At 70.2% G+C, this 16,767-nt stretch carries 16 protein-coding genes and 1 pseudogene; 8 read left to right on the forward strand and 9 right to left on the reverse strand.

The window, feature by feature from the left end; all coding sequences use genetic code 11:
* Nucleotides 1–62: 62 nt before the first annotated feature.
* From AC3X7Z_RS09845 to AC3X7Z_RS09880, 8 genes and pseudogenes are all read left to right on the forward strand, one after another.
* On the forward strand, nucleotides 63–506 hold the full coding sequence (locus AC3X7Z_RS09845) for a MarR family transcriptional regulator (protein ID WP_241005322.1): 444 nt from the start codon (nucleotides 63–65) through the stop codon (nucleotides 504–506).
* A 56-nt stretch (nucleotides 507–562) separates the two neighbouring features.
* Nucleotides 563–1,810: pseudogene (locus tag AC3X7Z_RS09850) on the forward strand (MFS transporter); the annotation flags it as partial.
* 199 nt (nucleotides 1,811–2,009) lie between these two features.
* Nucleotides 2,010–2,381, forward strand: a complete 372-nt coding sequence (rpsL, locus tag AC3X7Z_RS09855) for a 30S ribosomal protein S12 (protein WP_135266726.1) — start codon at nucleotides 2,010–2,012, stop codon at nucleotides 2,379–2,381.
* Nucleotides 2,381–2,851, forward strand: coding sequence for a 30S ribosomal protein S7 (rpsG, locus tag AC3X7Z_RS09860; protein ID WP_186342483.1), 471 nt, complete (start codon nucleotides 2,381–2,383; stop codon nucleotides 2,849–2,851). The genes rpsL and rpsG overlap by 1 nt, the downstream gene beginning before the upstream one ends.
* 86 nt (nucleotides 2,852–2,937) lie before the next feature.
* Nucleotides 2,938–5,055, forward strand: coding sequence for an elongation factor G (gene fusA, locus AC3X7Z_RS09865; RefSeq protein WP_186342482.1), 2,118 nt, complete (start codon nucleotides 2,938–2,940; stop codon nucleotides 5,053–5,055).
* Between the two features lie 72 nt (nucleotides 5,056–5,127).
* Complete coding sequence (gene tuf / locus AC3X7Z_RS09870; RefSeq protein WP_489975803.1) at nucleotides 5,128–6,321, forward strand: elongation factor Tu; 1,194 nt, start codon at nucleotides 5,128–5,130, stop codon at nucleotides 6,319–6,321.
* A 112-nt stretch (nucleotides 6,322–6,433) separates the two neighbouring features.
* Nucleotides 6,434–6,808, forward strand: a complete 375-nt coding sequence (locus tag AC3X7Z_RS09875) for a VOC family protein (protein WP_186342480.1) — start codon at nucleotides 6,434–6,436, stop codon at nucleotides 6,806–6,808.
* Nucleotides 6,809–6,835: 27 nt separating this feature from the next.
* Nucleotides 6,836–7,426 carry a mismatch-specific DNA-glycosylase gene (locus AC3X7Z_RS09880; RefSeq protein WP_489975804.1) on the forward strand — a complete coding sequence of 197 codons (591 nt, stop codon included), beginning with the start codon at nucleotides 6,836–6,838 and terminating at the stop codon, nucleotides 7,424–7,426.
* A gap of 19 nt (nucleotides 7,427–7,445) precedes the next feature.
* On the opposite strand, the gene AC3X7Z_RS09885 is transcribed toward AC3X7Z_RS09880, so the two are convergent.
* The 9 genes from AC3X7Z_RS09885 to AC3X7Z_RS09925 are packed head-to-tail and all read right to left on the reverse strand — an operon-like array spanning nucleotide 7,446 to nucleotide 16,712.
* Nucleotides 7,446–7,889: a VOC family protein gene (locus tag AC3X7Z_RS09885; protein WP_489975805.1), complete on the reverse strand. Its 444-nt coding sequence runs from the start codon at nucleotides 7,887–7,889 to the stop codon at nucleotides 7,446–7,448.
* Nucleotides 7,890–7,898: 9 nt separating this feature from the next.
* Nucleotides 7,899–8,378 (reverse strand): helix-turn-helix domain-containing protein, encoded by a 480-nt coding sequence (locus AC3X7Z_RS09890; protein ID WP_489975806.1) that lies wholly within the window; start codon nucleotides 8,376–8,378, stop codon nucleotides 7,899–7,901.
* A 7-nt stretch (nucleotides 8,379–8,385) separates the two neighbouring features.
* Nucleotides 8,386–9,837: an NAD-dependent succinate-semialdehyde dehydrogenase gene (locus tag AC3X7Z_RS09895; RefSeq protein WP_489976012.1), complete on the reverse strand. Its 1,452-nt coding sequence runs from the start codon at nucleotides 9,835–9,837 to the stop codon at nucleotides 8,386–8,388.
* 29 nt (nucleotides 9,838–9,866) lie between these two features.
* The gene (gene gabT / locus AC3X7Z_RS09900; RefSeq protein ID WP_489975807.1) at nucleotides 9,867–11,243 is read right to left on the reverse strand and encodes a 4-aminobutyrate--2-oxoglutarate transaminase; all 1,377 of its coding nucleotides are present in this window, start codon (nucleotides 11,241–11,243) and stop codon (nucleotides 9,867–9,869) included.
* Nucleotides 11,240–12,523, reverse strand: coding sequence for a saccharopine dehydrogenase family protein (locus tag AC3X7Z_RS09905; RefSeq protein WP_241005324.1), 1,284 nt, complete (start codon nucleotides 12,521–12,523; stop codon nucleotides 11,240–11,242). Before AC3X7Z_RS09905 ends, gabT begins: the two co-directional genes overlap by 4 nt.
* A 30-nt stretch (nucleotides 12,524–12,553) precedes the next feature.
* Nucleotides 12,554–13,444, reverse strand: a complete 891-nt coding sequence (locus tag AC3X7Z_RS09910) for an ABC transporter permease (protein WP_489975808.1) — start codon at nucleotides 13,442–13,444, stop codon at nucleotides 12,554–12,556.
* Between the two features lies 1 nt (nucleotide 13,445).
* Entirely contained in the window at nucleotides 13,446–14,360 is a 915-nt protein-coding gene (locus tag AC3X7Z_RS09915) for an ABC transporter permease (protein WP_186342474.1), read from the reverse strand.
* Nucleotides 14,357–15,457, reverse strand: a complete 1,101-nt coding sequence (locus AC3X7Z_RS09920; protein ID WP_186342473.1) for an ABC transporter ATP-binding protein — start codon at nucleotides 15,455–15,457, stop codon at nucleotides 14,357–14,359. Before AC3X7Z_RS09920 ends, AC3X7Z_RS09915 begins: the two co-directional genes overlap by 4 nt.
* Nucleotide 15,458: 1 nt before the next feature.
* Nucleotides 15,459–16,712 (reverse strand): ABC transporter substrate-binding protein, encoded by a 1,254-nt coding sequence (locus AC3X7Z_RS09925; RefSeq protein WP_186342472.1) that lies wholly within the window; start codon nucleotides 16,710–16,712, stop codon nucleotides 15,459–15,461.
* Between the last annotated feature and the right edge of the window lie 55 nt (nucleotides 16,713–16,767).

The following is a 16,767-nucleotide window of genomic DNA, read 5'->3' on the forward strand; positions in this document are numbered from 1 at the left end:
GTGACCGACCCGACGCGGTCGTCACGGAATGGTTAGCAGAGGTAATGACTTATGCTAACGATATGCCGTCCCCCGACCTGCGCTCCGACGCCGGGCTCGCCTCCGAGCTCCGTGCCGGGGTCATGCGCCTGCGCCGTCGCCTCGCCGCCGAGCGCCACCCGGACAACGACCTGAGCATCCCGCAGATGGTCGTGCTCGGCCTGCTCGTGCGGATGGGCGACCAGACCGTCGGCGACCTGGCCCGCGCGGAGCGCGTCCAGCCGCCGTCGATGACCCGCACGGTCAACTGCCTCGAGGGCGACGGCTACGTCGAGCGCCGCCCCCACGACACCGACGGGCGCCAGGTCGTCGTGTCGATCACGGACGCCGGGCGCGCGGCCGTGCTGGCCGACCGCCAACGGCGCGACGCGTGGCTCGCCCAGCGCCTGGCCGGTCTGACCCGCGAGGAGCGTGCCGCGCTCCGCGACGCCGCGCCGATCCTGATGCGGCTCGCCGCCGCCGACTGACCACCTGACCGATGCACGACTGAGGAGTTCCCACGAGCCCCACGTTCCGTTCCCTCTCCAACGCCAACTACCGCCGCTACGCAGCCGGCGGGGTGGTGTCCAACACCGGCACCTGGATGCAGCGCGTCGCCCAGGACTGGCTGGTGCTCGAGCTCGCCGTCGGGTCGGGCGGCACCGCCCTCGGCATCACGACCGGGCTCCAGTTCCTGCCCGTCCTGCTGCTGACCCCGTTCGCGGGCCTGATCGCCGACCGGATGCCCAAGCACCGCCTGCTGCAGCTGACCAACCTCGGCATGGCGCTGCCCGCGGCCGTCCTCGGCCTCCTCGCCGTCACCGGCGTCGCCGAGGTGTGGCACGTCTACGTGCTGGCCTTCGTGCTCGGCTCGGCCTCGGCGTTCGACGGCCCGGCCCGCCAGTCGTTCGTCTCCGAGCTGGTCGATCCCGGCGACCTCACCAACGCCGTGGGCCTCAACTCGGCGAGCTTCAACGCCGCCCGGCTCGTCGGCCCCGGCCTGGCCGGCGTGCTCATCGCGGCGTTCGGTGGGGGAGCGGTCGCCACCGGCTGGGTGATCCTGCTCAACGCGGTGTCGTACGCCGCTCCGATCTGGTCGCTGCGCCACCTCGACACCAGCCGGATCGCCGCCGCAGCACCGGCCGACCGCGGCCCGGGCGCCCTCCGCGAGGGCGTGGCCTACGTCCGTGCCCGGCCCGACCTGATGCTCGTGCTCGGCCTGGTGTTCTTCGCGGGCACCTTCGGGCTCAACTTCCAGATCACGTCCGCGCTCATGGCGACCGAGGTCTTCGGCAAGGGCCCCCAGGAGTTCGGCCTGCTGGGCACCTTCCTGGCCGTCGGCTCCCTCACCGGTGCGCTGCTGGCCGCCCGGCGCAACCAGGTCCGCCACCGCCTCGTCGTCGGCGCCGCCCTCGCCTTCGGCGCGACCGTGATGCTGGCCGGGCTGATGCCCTCCTACCTCACCTTCGCCCTGCTCGCACCCGTCACCGGCCTCGCCGCGCTCACCTTCATCACCAGCGCCAACACCTACATGCAGCTGCACACCGATGCCGGGGTGCGCGGGCGCGTGATGGCGCTCTACCTGATGATCTTCATGGGCGGCACGCCCGTGGGCGCCCCCATCATCGGCTGGATCGGCCAGGAGTACGGTGCCCGGTGGACATTGCTGGGCGGCGGGCTGCTGACCATCGCCGGGGCGGCCCTCTGCGCGGCCCTCTACCTCCGGTCCCAGCGGGCGCGACGCGCGCACACCCCCCAGGCGAGCCGCCCGGACGCCCACGCGGCATTTTGACCCTGCCGTGAGGCCCGAGTAGCCTCAATCCTCGTGTCTGGCCCGTCCAGACCCATGCCCATGCTCGGAACTCGCGGCGTCCACTGCCGCGGCCCCGGCTGGCCACGGTATTCGCAACAGGCACACGCAACAGCGCAACACACCCGAGCCCGGCAACGCGCCGAGCCGTGAAGAGCAGACAGAGAGAGGGAACCACCCGGTGCCCACCATCAACCAGCTGGTCCGCAAGGGCCGCCAGGACAAGGTGTCCAAGAGCAAGACGCCTGCCCTGAAGGGATCCCCGCAGCGCCGAGGCGTCTGCACCCGCGTCTACACGACCACCCCGAAGAAGCCGAACTCCGCCCTCCGCAAGGTCGCCCGCGTGCGCCTGAGCAGCGGCGTCGAGGTCACGGCCTACATCCCGGGCGTCGGTCACAACCTGCAGGAGCACTCGATCGTGCTCGTCCGCGGCGGCCGTGTGAAGGACCTTCCCGGCGTCCGCTACAAGATCATCCGCGGCTCGCTCGACACCCAGGGTGTCAAGAACCGCAAGCAGGCCCGCAGCCGCTACGGCGCGAAGAAGGAGAAGTAATGCCTCGCAAGGGTCCCGCTCCCAAGCGCCCCCTCGTCGTCGACCCCGTCTACGGCTCCCAGCTGGTGACCCAGCTCGTGAGCAAGGTCCTGCAGGACGGCAAGAAGGCCGTGGCGCAGCGCATCGTCTACACCGCCCTCGAGGGCTGCCGCGAGAAGACCGGCACCGACCCGGTCGTCACGCTCAAGCGCGCGATGGACAACGTCAAGCCGGCCATCGAGGTCAAGTCCCGCCGCGTCGGCGGCGCGACCTACCAGGTCCCGGTCGAGGTCAAGGCCAACCGCTCCACCACGCTCGCGCTGCGCTGGCTCGTGGGCTACGCGGCCGACCGCCGCGAGAAGACCATGTCCGAGCGCCTGATGAACGAGATCCTCGACGCGAGCAACGGCCTCGGCGCCGCTGTGAAGAAGCGCGAGGACACCCACAAGATGGCCGAGTCCAACAAGGCCTTCGCCCACTACCGCTGGTGACGGCGAGGGGCCGCACCCGCTCCCCGCGGCGTACGGCCCCTCTCCCCACGAGCTCCCACCAACTTCCGAGGGACTGAGACACAACAGTGGCTGTCGACATCACCACCGACCTCAACAAGGTCCGCAACATCGGCATCATGGCGCACATCGACGCCGGCAAGACGACCACCACCGAGCGCATCCTGTTCTACACCGGCATCACCTACAAGATCGGTGAGGTCCACGAGGGTGGCGCCACGATGGACTGGATGGAGCAGGAGCAGGAGCGCGGCATCACCATCACGTCCGCCGCGACGACCTGCTGGTGGAAGAACCACCAGATCAACATCATCGACACCCCCGGCCACGTGGACTTCACCGCCGAGGTCGAGCGCTCGCTGCGCGTCCTCGACGGCGCCGTGGCGGTCTTCGACGGTGTCGCCGGTGTCGAGCCGCAGACCATGACGGTGTGGCGCCAGGCCAACAAGTACTCGGTCCCCCGCATGTGCTTCGTCAACAAGCTCGACCGCACCGGCGCGGACTTCTTCCGCTGCGTCGACATGATGGTCGAGCGCCTCAACTCCACCCCGCTCGTGCTCCAGCTGCCCATCGGCGCGGAGTCCGACTTCCTCGGTGTCGTCGACCTGGTCGGCATGCGTGCCCTCACTTGGCGCGGCGAGACCAAGATGGGTGAGGACTACGAGGTCGAGGAGATCCCGGCCGCCCTCGCCGAGCAGGCCGCGGAGTACCGCGAGAAGCTCATCGAGACCCTCGCCGAGGCCGACGACGAGATTATGGAGAAGTACCTCGGGGAGGGTGACGACGGCTTCGCCGTCGAGGAGCTCGAGGCAGCCATCCGTCGCGCGACCCTGTCCGACAAGGTCAACCCGGTCCTGTGCGGCACCGCGTTCAAGAACAAGGGCGTCCAGCCCCTGCTCGACGCGGTCGTGAAGTACCTCCCCTCGCCGCTCGACATCGACGCCATCGTCGGTCACTCGCCGCGTGACGAGGAGGAGTCGATCTCCCGCAAGCCGTCCGACGACGAGCCGTTCGCCGGCCTGGCCTACAAGATCGCCTCCGACCCGCACCTCGGCAAGCTGATCTACGTCCGCGTCTACTCGGGCAAGCTCGAGGCCGGCTCGACCGTGGTCAACTCGGTCAACGGCAAGAAGGAGCGGATCGGCAAGGTCTACCAGATGCACGCCAACAAGCGTGAGGAGATCGCGTCGGTCGGCGCCGGGCAGATCGTGGCCGTCATGGGCCTCAAGGACACCAAGACCGGCCACACGCTGTGCGACCCGAACAACCAGGTCGTGCTCGAGTCGATGACGTTCCCGGCCCCGGTGATCGAGGTCGCGATCGAGCCCAAGACGAAGAGCGACCAGGAGAAGCTCGGCACCGCGATCCAGCGCCTGTCCGACGAGGACCCGACCTTCACGGTCAAGACCGACGAGGAGACCGGCCAGACGATCATCGCCGGCATGGGCGAGCTCCACCTCGAGATCCTCGTCGACCGCATGAAGCGCGAGTTCCGCGTCGAGGCGACCGTCGGCAAGCCGCAGGTGGCCTACCGCGAGACCATCCGCAACAAGGTGGCCAACCACAGCTACACCCACAAGAAGCAGACCGGTGGTTCGGGCCAGTTCGCGAAGGTCGTCATCTCGCTCGAGCCCAACATCGACCCGGAGACGGGCACCGGTGCGGGCTACGAGTTCGTCAACAACGTCACCGGCGGTCGCGTGCCGAAGGAGTACATCCCCTCGGTCGACCAGGGTGGCCAGGAGGCCATGGAGTTCGGCGTCCTCGCCGGCTACCCGATGGTCGACGTGAAGTTCTCGCTCGAGGACGGCGCCTACCACGACGTCGACTCGTCCGAGCTCGCGTTCAAGATCGCCGGCAACCAGGCCTTCAAGGAGGCCGCACGCAAGGCCAAGCCGGTGCTGCTCGAGCCGATGTTCGCCGTGGAGGTGACCACCCCGGACACGTTCCTGGGCACCGTCATCGGCGACATCAACTCGCGCCGCGGCCAGATCCAGGCACAGGAGGAGCGTCACGGCGACATGGTCGTCAACGCCCTTGTGCCGTTGTCCGAGATGTTCGGGTACGTTGGCGACCTGAGGTCCAAGACCTCCGGTCAGGCGTCGTACTCGATGGAGTTCGACTCGTACGCCGAGGTTCCCACGAACATCGCCGACGAGATCGTCAAGAAGGTCCGCGGCGAGTAATCGCGCCGGATCCTCGGCATCAGCACCACCCCACACCCACGAGTCAAGTAACAACAACCAGGAGGAGCCCCAGTGGCTAAGGCGAAGTTCGAGCGGACCAAGCCGCACGTCAACATCGGCACCATCGGTCACATCGACCACGGCAAGACGACGCTGACCGCGGCGATCACCAAGGTGCTGCACGACAAGTACCCGGACCTCAACGAGGCTTCGGCGTTCGACCAGATCGACAAGGCTCCCGAGGAGCGGCAGCGCGGCATCACGATCTCGATCGCGCACGTCGAGTACCAGACCGAGGCGCGCCACTACGCGCACGTCGACTGCCCCGGTCACGCCGACTACATCAAGAACATGATCACCGGCGCGGCGCAGATGGACGGCGCGATCCTCGTGGTCGCCGCCACCGACGGCCCCATGCCGCAGACCCGCGAGCACGTGCTGCTCGCGCGCCAGGTCGGCGTGCCTGCCCTGGTGGTCGCGCTCAACAAGTGCGACATGGTCGACGACGAGGAGCTCATCGAGCTCGTCGAGATGGAGGTGCGCGAGCTCCTCTCCGAGTACGAGTTCCCGGGCGACGACATCCCCGTCGTGCGCGTGGCGGCCTTCCCGGCGCTGCAGGGCGACGCCAAGTGGGGCGACTCGATCGCCGAGCTCATGCAGGCCGTGGACGACTACATCCCGACCCCCGAGCGCGACACCGACAAGCCCTTCCTCATGCCCGTCGAGGACGTCTTCACGATCACCGGTCGTGGCACCGTCATCACCGGTCGCATCGAGCGCGGCATCGTCAAGGTCAACGAGGAGGTCGAGATCATCGGCATCCGCGAGGGCTCGCAGAAGAGCACCGTCACCGGTGTCGAGATGTTCCGCAAGCTCCTCGACGAGGGCCAGGCCGGTGAGAACGTCGGTCTGCTGCTCCGTGGCACCAAGCGCGAGGACGTCGAGCGCGGCATGGTCGTGATCAAGCCGGGCACGACCACCCCGCACACCAACTTCGACGCCTCGGTCTACATCCTGGGCAAGGACGAGGGCGGCCGCCACACGCCGTTCTTCAACAACTACCGCCCGCAGTTCTACTTCCGCACCACGGACGTGACGGGCGTCGTGACCCTGCCCGAGGGCACCGAGATGGTCATGCCGGGCGACAACACCGAGATGTCGGTCGAGCTCATCCAGCCCATCGCCATGGACGAGGGCCTGCGCTTCGCCATCCGCGAGGGTGGCCGCACCGTCGGCGCCGGCCGCGTCACCAAGATCACCAAGTGATCCCCGCCGGTCGCTGACCGGCACCCGCACCACCCGAGACCCCGTCTCCCGTCAGGGAGGCGGGGTCTCGTGCATCTTCTCGCCGTCGGTGCTGGCCGCTAGCGTCGGCGCCATGACTCTGACCCTGGGCATGATCACGATGGACACCACCGACGCCCTGTCACTCGCCTCCTGGTGGGCCGAGCAGACCGGTGCCACGGTGGGCGAGACCAACGACGGCCACTACGTCCTGGTGAGCGGCGGCGGACTGCCAGGCCTGCTCGCCTTCCAGAAGGTCGACGACCCGACCCCCGGCAAGAACCGGATCCACCTCGACCTCACCGCGCACGACCTGGACGCCGAGGTCGACCGCCTGGTGGCCGCAGGCGCGACGCTGATCGAGCGCCGGGGGGACGACAGCTTCCGCTGGGTGACGCTGGCCGACCCCGACGGCAACCAGTTCTGCGTGGCGGCCGCTTCGGACGCATCGGGGCTCGACCCGTCCTGAGCCGCAGCGCAGGGCAGGATGGGCGCCATGGGGTTCACCAAGGCAGAGCTGGAGGCGTTCCGCGACGTCGAGGTGCCCGACCTGCTCCCGGACGCCGACCAGCCGCTGCGGCTGCTGTTCGTCGGCATCAACCCCGGCCTGTGGACCGCCGCCACGCAGTCGCACTTCGCCCGCCCCGGCAACCGGTTCTACCCCGCCCTGCTGCGGGCCGGGATCATCCCGTGGCCCATCGCCCCGGCGGCCGGCATGAGCGACGAGGACCGCGACGAGCTGCGCCGGCGCGGCATCGCCATCACCAACGTGGTGCCGCGGGCCACGGCCCGGGCCGACGAGCTGACCCCGGTCGAGCTGAAGGAGGGCGGGCGGCGGCTCCGCGAGCTCGTCGCGGAGCGGCGCCCCACCGTCGTGGCTGTCGCCGGCATCACCGCCTACCGCACCGCGTTCGGCGAGGCCGGTGCCCGGGTCGGTGAGCAGCCCGGGCGCTGGGGCGTGTCGCGGGTGTTCGTGGTGCCCAACCCGTCCGGCCTCAACGCCCACGAGACCGTGGAGACGCTCGCCAGGGCGTACGCCGAGGCGGCCCTGGCCGCGGGGGTCGTCGAGCACCTCCCGCGGCACTGAGCCGCACGCGCGGGCCCAATCAGCCCATGTCGACGCCCTCGAAGTCCTCGGGCGTGTAGTCGCGCTGCTCGACCAGGACCATCCAGTTGCCCGAGTTGTCGCGCATCAGGGCCTCGACGCCGTAGGGCCGCTCCTGGGGCTCCTGGAGGAACTCCACGCCCTTGGCGCGCAGGCTGTCGTAGGTGGCACGGCAGTCGTCGACGGTCAGCCCGACGCCGGGGAGGCCGCCCTCGTCCTGGGCCCGGTTCATGGCCTCGATGAGGTAGTCGGGGAGCGGACCGCCCGGCGTCGTGAGGTGGAGGTTGACCTCGGGCTGGCTCGGGTGCACCACGGTGGTCCAGCGGAAGTCGGGTCCGAGCTGGAGGTCGTCGCCGACCTCGAAGCCCAGGACGTCGGTGTAGAAGGCGAGCGACTCGTCGATGTCCTTCACCCAGACGGACACGAGGGAGATGTTGGTGATCATGCGGCGAGCCTAGGGACGCGGGTCGTCGTCGCGCTTCTCCTGCGTTGCGGTGCTGCTACCGCGCTCGACGAGCCTCGCCATGAACACGTAGCAGCCGGGAATGCGGGGGTTGCCCTGCGCTGCGTAACGCTCCTGGAACTCGCGCGGGCTCTCTCCGACGATCTCGCGGAACCTCGAGCTGAACGAGCCGAGGCTGCTGTAGCCCACGGCGTGGCACACCTCGGTGACCGTCAGGTTCGCCGACCGCAGCAGGTCCTGCGCCCGCTCGACCCGGCGCTCGGCGAGGTACGCCCCGGGCGTCACGCCGTAGGTCATGGCGAAGGACCGGATGAAGTGGTAGCGGCTCATCCCGGCGATCGAGCCGAGGCGGCCGAGGTCGAAGGGCTCCGCGAAGTGCCGGTCGAGGTGGTCGCGCGCCCGACGCAGGTGGACCAGGACGTCGCCGGGCACGCGGCGCTGTTCGCTCACCTGACCGGCGGCGACCGTCATCGGCGCCTCACAGGGCGCTGCCGACGTACTTGGTCTCGAGGTACTCCTCGATGCCCTCGAAGCCGCCCTCACGACCGAACCCCGAGTGCTTGACGCCGCCGAACGGTGCCGCGGGGTTGGACACGATGCCCGTGTTGACCCCGACCATGCCGAAGTCCAGCGCCTCGCTGACGCGCAGCACCCGGGCGTGGTCGCGGGTGAACACGTAGGCCACCAGGCCGTACTCGGTGTCGTTGGCGCGCCGCACGGCCTCGGCCTCGTCGGCGAACGTGGCGACCGGCGCGACGGGACCGAAGATCTCCTCGCGGAGCACCCGGGCGCCCGGGGGGACGTCGACGAGCACGGTCGGCGGGTAGAAGTGGCCCGCCCCCTCGGGGACCTCGCCGCCGACCAGGGCGCGGGCGCCGGACGAGACGGCGTCGTGGACGAGCTCGTGGACACCCGCCCGCGCCTTCTCGGTGATCAACGGGCCCACGTCGACCCCCTCGCGGGTGCCGTCGCCGACCGTCAGGGCACCCATGCGCTCGGCGAACCGGCGGGCGAACTCCTCGGCCACCGACTCGTGCACCAGGAACCGGTTGGCCGACGTGCAGGCCTCGCCGATGTTGCGCATCTTGGCGAGCATCGCGCCCTCCACCGCCGCGTCGAGGTCGGCGTCGTCGAAGACGAGGAACGGGGCGTTGCCGCCCAGCTCCATCGACACCCGCAGCAGCTGGTCGGCGGCCTGGGCGACGAGGACCTTGCCGACGGCCGTCGACCCGGTGAAGGTCAGCTTGCGCAGCCGGGAGTCCTTGATGATCGGCTCGCACAGCGCGCCGGAGTCGGAGGTGGTCACCACGTTGAGCACTCCGGGCGGCAGGCCGACCTCCTCGAGCAGCGCCGCCAGGGCGAGCATGGTGAGGGGCGTCTCCGCGGCGGGCTTGACGACCATCGTGCAGCCGGCGGCGACGGCGGGTCCGATCTTGCGGGTGCCCATCGCCAGCGGGAAGTTCCACGGGGTGATCATCAGCGTCGGTCCGACGGGGCCCTTCATGGTGATCAGGCGGGTGTTGCCGCTCGGCGCGGGGGAGTAGCGGCCGTGGATCCGCACCGCCTCCTCGGCGAACCAGCGGAAGAACTCGGCGCCGTAGGCCACCTCGCCCCTCGCCTCGGCGAGCGTCTTGCCCATCTCGAGGGTCATCAGCCGGGCGAAGTGGTCGGCCCGCTCGGTGAGCAGCTCGAAGGCGCTGCGCAGGATCTCCCCGCGCACCCGGGGCTCGGTGGCGCGCCACTCGGCCTGGGCCTCGGCCGCGGCCGCGAGGGCCCGCTCGCCGTCGGCCGGCGTGGCGTCGGCGACGCGCGCCAGCACCTGCTCGTCGGCGGGGTTGCGCACCTCGAGGGTGCCACCGCCCTCGGCGTCCACCCACGCCCCGCCGATGAGGAGCTGGGTGGGAACGGTCTCGATCACGGGGGCGGTCATGGGGTCCTTCAGGGGGTCGGTCACGGCCATCACCCCACCCTGCCACCGACCGCGTCGTCGAAGGCGTCCTCGAAGATGTCGAGCCCCTCGGCGAGCAGGTCGTCGTCGATCGCGAGCGGCGGCAGGAACCGGAAGACGTTGCCGTAGGTGCCGCAGGTCAGGGTCACCAGCCCGCGAGCCGAGCAGGTGCGGTGGACGGCCGCCGCGAGCGCCGGGTCGGGCGTACGCCCGGGGCCGTCGGCGACCAGCTCGACCGCGAGCATCGCTCCCCGGCCCCGGATGTCGCCCACCCGGTCGGGGTGCCGCTCGGCGAGGGCACGCAGCCGCGGCACGAACGCCGCCTCGACCTGGCGCGCCCGGCCCGGGAGGTCCTCGGCCTCCATCGTCTCGATCGCGGCGAGGGCCGCCGCGCAGGCGACCGGGTTGCCACCGTAGGTGCCTCCCAGGCCGCCGACGTGGACCGAGTCCATCACGTCCGCCCGCCCGGTCACCGCGGCCAGCGGCAGCCCTCCCGCGATGCCCTTCGCGGTCGTCACCAGGTCGGGCACGACGCCCTCGTGGTCGCAGGCGAACCAGTCGCCCGTGCGGGCGAAGCCGGTCTGGATCTCGTCGGCGATGAGCAGGATGCCGTGCTCGCGGCACCACTCCGCGACGCGGGCGAGCCAGCCGGGCGGCGGGACGATGAAGCCGCCCTCGCCCTGGATCGGCTCGATCAGCACGGCGGCGCAGCTGTCCTCGCCGACCTGCGTGTGGACCGTGGCCACGAAGGCGTCGAACGCCTCCTCGGCACAGGCCTCCGCGCCGCCCGGCCAGCGGTAGGGGTAGGCCATCGGAGCGCGGTAGACCTCGCCGGCGAACGGCCCGAAGCGGTGCTTGTAGGGCATGGTCTTGGCCGTCAGGGCCATCGTGAGGTTGGTGCGGCCGTGGTAGGCGTGGTCGAACACCACGATCGCGTCGCGGCCGGTGTGGTGGCGCGCGACCTTCACGGCGTTCTCCACGGCCTCGGCACCGGAGTTGAACAACGCCGAGCGCTTCTCGTGCTCACCGGGCGTGAGCTCGGCCAGCTTCTCGCAGACCGCGACGTACTCCTCGTAGGGCGTGACCATGAAGCAGGTGTGGGTGAAGTCGGCGACCTGGCGCTGCACGGCCTCGACGACGCGGGGCGCGGCGTTGCCGACGCTCGTGACGGCGATGCCCGAGCCGAAGTCGATGAGCTGGTTGCCGTCGACGTCACGCAGGATGCCCCCGCCCGCCTGCTCGACGTAGACGGGCAGCGTGGTGCCGACCCCGGCGGAGACGGAGGCGAGCTTGCGGGCGTGCAGCGCCTGCGAGCGCGGGCCGGGGATCTCGGTGGCGAGGATCCGTTGCTGGGAGAGCGGGGTGCGGGTGTCACGGGGCGTGGTCACGAACGGTCCTCCAGGTGCCAGGGAGAGCCGTAGCCCTCCGGTCTCGGTGCGGCGAGCAGGTCGAGGAACGGCTTCGGCGCCATGGCCTCGGGGCCGAGGACCCCGCTGCCCGACCAGGTCCCGTCGGCCAGCAGCTCGAGGGCGACCACCGGGTTGATCGCGGTCTGCCAGACCACGCACTGCGCGCCGTAGTCGCGCATCGAGTCGGCGTTGTCGACGACGTGGTAGAGGTAGGTCGAGCGCGGTCGGCCGTCCTTGCCTGTGCCGCTCACCCAGACGCCGGCGCAGGTCTTGCCCTCCATCCGCGGCCCGATGGTCGCCGGGTCGGGCAGGCAGGCCGCGACCACGTCACGGGGGGAGACCTCCACGCCCTTGACGGTGACCGGCTCGGTCGAGTCGAGGCCGAGGGTGTGCAGGGTGCGCAGGATGCCGATCATCTCCTCGCCCAGGCCGTACTTGAAGGTCACCCGGTCGGCCTCGATCCAGCGGGGCATGAGGAGCACCTCCTCGTGCTCGACGTGCACGCACTCGACCGGCCCGATCCCCTCCGGGAAGTCGAAGACCTCCGGCTCCGAGAAGGGCGGCAGCGTGGAGAACCCCGACTCCAGGTCGCCGCCGCCCCTCTCGCGCTCCCAGACCACGGGAGGGTTGAGGCACTCCTCGATGATCGTCCACATCGAGAAGCCGGGGGCGAACACCTCGTTGCCGTCGTCGTCGCGGATGACGAGGTTGGCGCCGTCGCGGGTGCCGATCTCGTCGATGTGGTCGAACAGCTCGTCGGCGGCGTAGCGCGCCAGGACGTCGGAGAGGCCGGGCTCGACGCCGATGCCGAGCAGGGCGAGCCGCCCGGCCGCCTCCCACTCGGCGGCCCGGGCGAACTGCTCGTCGCCGAGCTTGACGCCGACCTTCTCGTGGGGTGCGTCGGGGTGGGGCACGGACAGGCTCATCGCCATGTCGAGGTAGTCGGCCCCGGCGGCGAGTGCCCCGGTGAAGATCGGCATCACGAACCGCGGGTCCACGGCGTTGAACACGTGGGTGGCGCCCACCCGGCGGGCGAGCGCCGCCACGGCGTCGGTGTCGGAGGCGTCGACCTGGGCGGCGCTGAGGCGCTCGTCGCCCGGGCGACGTCCGCGCGCCGCGGCGACGGTGCGCTCGGCCCGCGCGAGGTCGTGGTCGGCCACCACCCAGGCCTCGAAGAAGTCGCGCTCGACGGCGATCCGGGCGGCGGCGTCGCCGACGCCACCTGCCCCCACCATCAGCACCCGCATCGGTTGGGCCACGTCGTCGTCTCCTCGGTCTCGGGGTGGGGATCAGCTCGTGTGCTTCGACGAGCGCAGCGAGCTCACGACCTGTGCGCCCACCACGAGCAGGACGGCCAGCACGAACATCGAGAAGCCGATGACGTTGGCCTCGGCCGGGATGCCGCGCCGCGAGGCGACGTAGACGAACTTGGGGAACGTCGACTCGTTGCCGGAGACGAAGTTGGTGATGATGAAGTCGTCGAACGACAGCGAGAAGGCCAGCATCGCCGCGCCGAGGATGCCCGGCAGGATCAGCGGGAAGGTGACCTTCCAGAAGGTCTGCAGCGGGCTGGCGTAGAGGTCCTGCGCGGCCTCCTCGATGCGGGGGTCGAGCGACTGGATGCGCGCCCTGACGGTCACGACCACGAAGCTCAGGCAGAACATGATGTGGGCGAAGACGATCGTGCCGAAGCCCAGGCTGATCCCGACGTTGGCGAAGCCCTGCACGAAGATCGTGAGCAGTGCCGCGCCCATCACGATCTCGGGCGTCGCCATCGGCACGAAGATCAAGATGTTGCTGGCCTGCTTGCCGCGGAAGCGGTAGCGCACCATCGCCAGGGCCATCATCGTGCCCAGCACGGTGGCGACGAGGGTGGAGATGGCGCCCACCTGCAACGAGGTCACCAGCGACTCGCAGGCCCCCGGGACGCCGCACGGGTCCTTCCAGTGCTCCCAGGTGAACCCCTGCCACACGATGTTGGTCTTGCCGTGGTCGTTGAAGGAGAACGCGAAGGTGTAGGCCACCGGCAGGAAGAGGTAGACCAGCACCAGGATCGCCGCCAGGACGGCGAAGTGGTTGGCCAGCCACAGCTGCGCCCGCTTGGCGGCCGAGGGCCGGTAGGGCGCGGAGGGCGCGGCGCTCTCCTGCGCCGGCGCCGGGGGTCGTGTCGTGGTGGCCATGTCAGACCAGCTCCTCGGTGCCGAAGCGGCGGACGTAGAGGAACACCATCGCCAAGATGGCGGCCATCAGCGTGAACGAGAGGGCGGCGGCGACGGGATAGCCGCCGGGGATCGCGAGGAACTGGTCGTTGATGACGTTGCCGACCATCTTCCCGCGCTGGGGGCCGAGGAGCTCCATGTTGACGAAGTCACCGGCCGCGGGGATGAACGTCAGCAGGGTGCCGGCCATGACGCCCGGCATCGACATCGGCAGGGTCACCGTGCGGAAGGTGGTCAGGCCGTTGGCGTAGAGGTCGCCCCCGGCCTCGATGACGCGTGGGTCGGCCCGCTCGAGCGAGGCGTAGATGGGCAGCACCATGAACGGCAGGAAGTTGTAGGTGAGGCCGGCGACCACCGCGACGGGGGTGTTGATGATGGCCCCGCCGGGCAGCACGTGCAGGAAGTTGAGCACGGTGGCGACCGGGCCCTCGTCGGCGAGGATCTGCGACCACGCGAACGTGCGGAGGATGAAGGAGGTGAAGAACGGCGCGACGACGCAGATCATCATCAGGCTGCGCCACCGCCCGGCCTTGAACGCCATCGCGTAGGCGAGCGGGTAGGCGATCACGAACGCCAGCAGCGTGGCGAGCCCGGCGTAGAGGAACGAGCGCGCGAAGTGCGGCGCGTAGTCGGTCAGCGCGCTCGCGTAGTTGGCGAAGTTGAGGTCGCGGTAGTAGTAGCCGGGGAAGCCGGCGTAGCGGCTCTGCAGGCTGACCGAGGCCAGCTGCACCAGCGGCAGGATGAAGAAGACGCCGAGCCACAGCACGCCCGGGAGCAGCAGGAGGTAGGCCGTCCAGCCGCGCTTCCTGGTCTCCGGGGCCGCCGGGGCCGGGGCGATCGACGTGTCGCCCGCCGCCACGTGGGCGAGCCCGCTCATGGGGTCGCCACGGGGACGCCGAACGCGTGACCGGGGTTCCAGGTCAGCCAGACCTCGTCGCCCGGGCGCAGGTCGAGCGGCTCGACGTCGAGGTTCTGCTCGTAGCAGCTCCACGTCGTCCCGCTGGGCATGTCGACGAGGTAGCTGGTCGCCACGCCGAGGAACGACACGTCGCGCACCACGCCCTTGACGTCGTTGCCCACGCCGTCGGGCTGCGTGCGCGACACCGTCACCTTCTCCGGGCGCACGCCGAACACGACCTGGCCGTCGTGCACCTGCGAGCGGTTGCGGAGGATCTTGACCTTGGTGCCGACGACGTCGGCGACGAGGTGGTCGCCGTCGGTGCCCTCGACGGTCGCCACACCGGTGTTGGCCTGGCCGACGAAGTTGGCCACGAACTGGGTGCGGGGGAGGTCGTAGAGCTCCTCGGGCGGGCCCAGCTGCTCGATCCGGCCCCTGTTCATCACCGCGACCGTGTCGGCCATCGTCATGGCCTCCTCCTGGTCGTGGGTGACGTGGATGAAGGTCAGCCCGACCTCGGTCTGGATGCGCTTGAGCTCGACCTGCATCTCCCGGCGCAGCTTGAGGTCGAGCGCGCCCAGCGGCTCGTCGAGCAGCAGCACCTCGGGGTGGTTGACCAGGGCCCGCGCGAGCGCGACCCGCTGCTGCTGCCCGCCGGAGAGCTGGGCGGGCTTGCGGCCGGCGAACTGGCTCATCTGCACCAGCTCGAGCGCCTCGTCGGCCCGCTGTGCGGCGTCCTTGTCCTTGCGGCGCTTGGGGCCGAACTCGACGTTGTCGCGGATCGTCAGGTGCGGGAACAGCGCGTAGGACTGGAACACCGTGTTGACCGGCCGCTCGTAGGGCCGCGACCCGGTGAGGTCGGTGTCGCCGATCATCACCCGGCCGGCGGTCGGCTGCTCCAGCCCGGCGACCATGCGCAGGGTCGTGGTCTTGCCGCAGCCCGAGGGGCCGAGCAGGGCGAAGAACGAGCCCCGGGGGACGGTGAGGTCGATGTCGTCGACGGCGGTGAAGTCGCCGAACGTCTTGGTCACGCTCTCGAGCCTGAGGTCGCCGCGCGCCTCGCGGAATCCAGCCATGTCAGTTCCCCATCACCTTCGTGGACCACAGGTCGGCGAACTCGATGTCCTCGTCGGCGTCGAGCGCGCGGAACTGCTGGATGTTGCTCTCGGAGATGAAGTCCGCCGAGGGGAAGATCCACGGGCTCTCGGCCAGCTCGGGGTCGAGCTTCTCCATCTCGGCCTGCGCACCCTCGACCGGGCACACGTAGTTGACCCACGCGGCGACCTGGGCGGCCACGGCCGGGTCGTAGTAGTAGTCCATGAGCTTCTGGGCGTTGCTGCGGTGCGTGGAGGTGATCGGCACCATCAGGTTGTCCGACCAGAGGGTGCCGCCGGACTCGGGGATGGTGAACGTCCAGCTCGGGTCGTCGGTGTCGTAGGCGAGGACGAAGATGTCGCCGCTCCACGTGATGCCGGCGACGGCGTTGCCGCTGGTGAGGTCCTCCATGTAGGAGTTGCCCTTCACCTTGCGGATGTAGCCCTCCTCGATCTTCTGCTCGATGAAGTCCAGCGCCTTCTCGAACTCCGCGCGGCCCCAGTCGCTGTCGATGTCGACGCCCTGCGACTGCATCACCAGCCCGGCGGTGTCGCGGAACTCCGACAGCACCACGACACGGCCCTTCAGGTCGTCGGTCCACAGGTCGTCGAGCGACTTGAGCTCGCGGCCGACCTTGTCGCGGTTGTAGCCGATGCCGGCGAAGCCGCTCTGCCAGGTGACGGAGTAGTTGCGGCCGGGGTCGAACGAGACGTCCTTGAGCGGCTGGAGCAGGTTGTTGACGACCCGGGGCATCTGGATCAGCTGCAGCGGCTGGCACAGCTGGTCGCGGATGACCCGCCCGGCCATCCAGTCGGTGAGGGTGAAGATGTCGCGGTCGATGCTCTGGCCGGCGCGCAGCTGCGGGGCGACCTTGGCGTAGTAGGAGTCGTTGTCGTCGACGTCCTCGGTGTAGCTGACCCGGATCCCGGTCTGCTCCATGAACGCCTCGAGCGTCGGTGAGCGGGTCTCCTTGCCGTTCATGTCGAGGTAGGCCGTCCAGTTGGCCCAGTTGAGGATCTTCTCGGTCTCCGAGACGTCGGTGGGCAGGTCGAGGCTGGTCAGCCCGCCGGACGCCGGCGGCGCGGGCGGGGCGCAGCCGGTCAGCGCCACGCCGGCGCCGGCGGCGACCCCGGTGCCCAGCAGTGCCCGTCGGCTCAGGCCGCCGCCGGCCGCCGCCGTGAGCGCGGCGGCGGGCGGTGAGAGGGGGCGCCGGGAGCGCCGGGTGATCGGTGCCATCAAGAAGTCCTCCGCTCGTCCCCCGAGTGGTCTGGTGTGGTGCTGCTGGTGGTGC

It is taken from the genome of Nocardioides sp. Z24_21 (assembly GCF_058134345.1).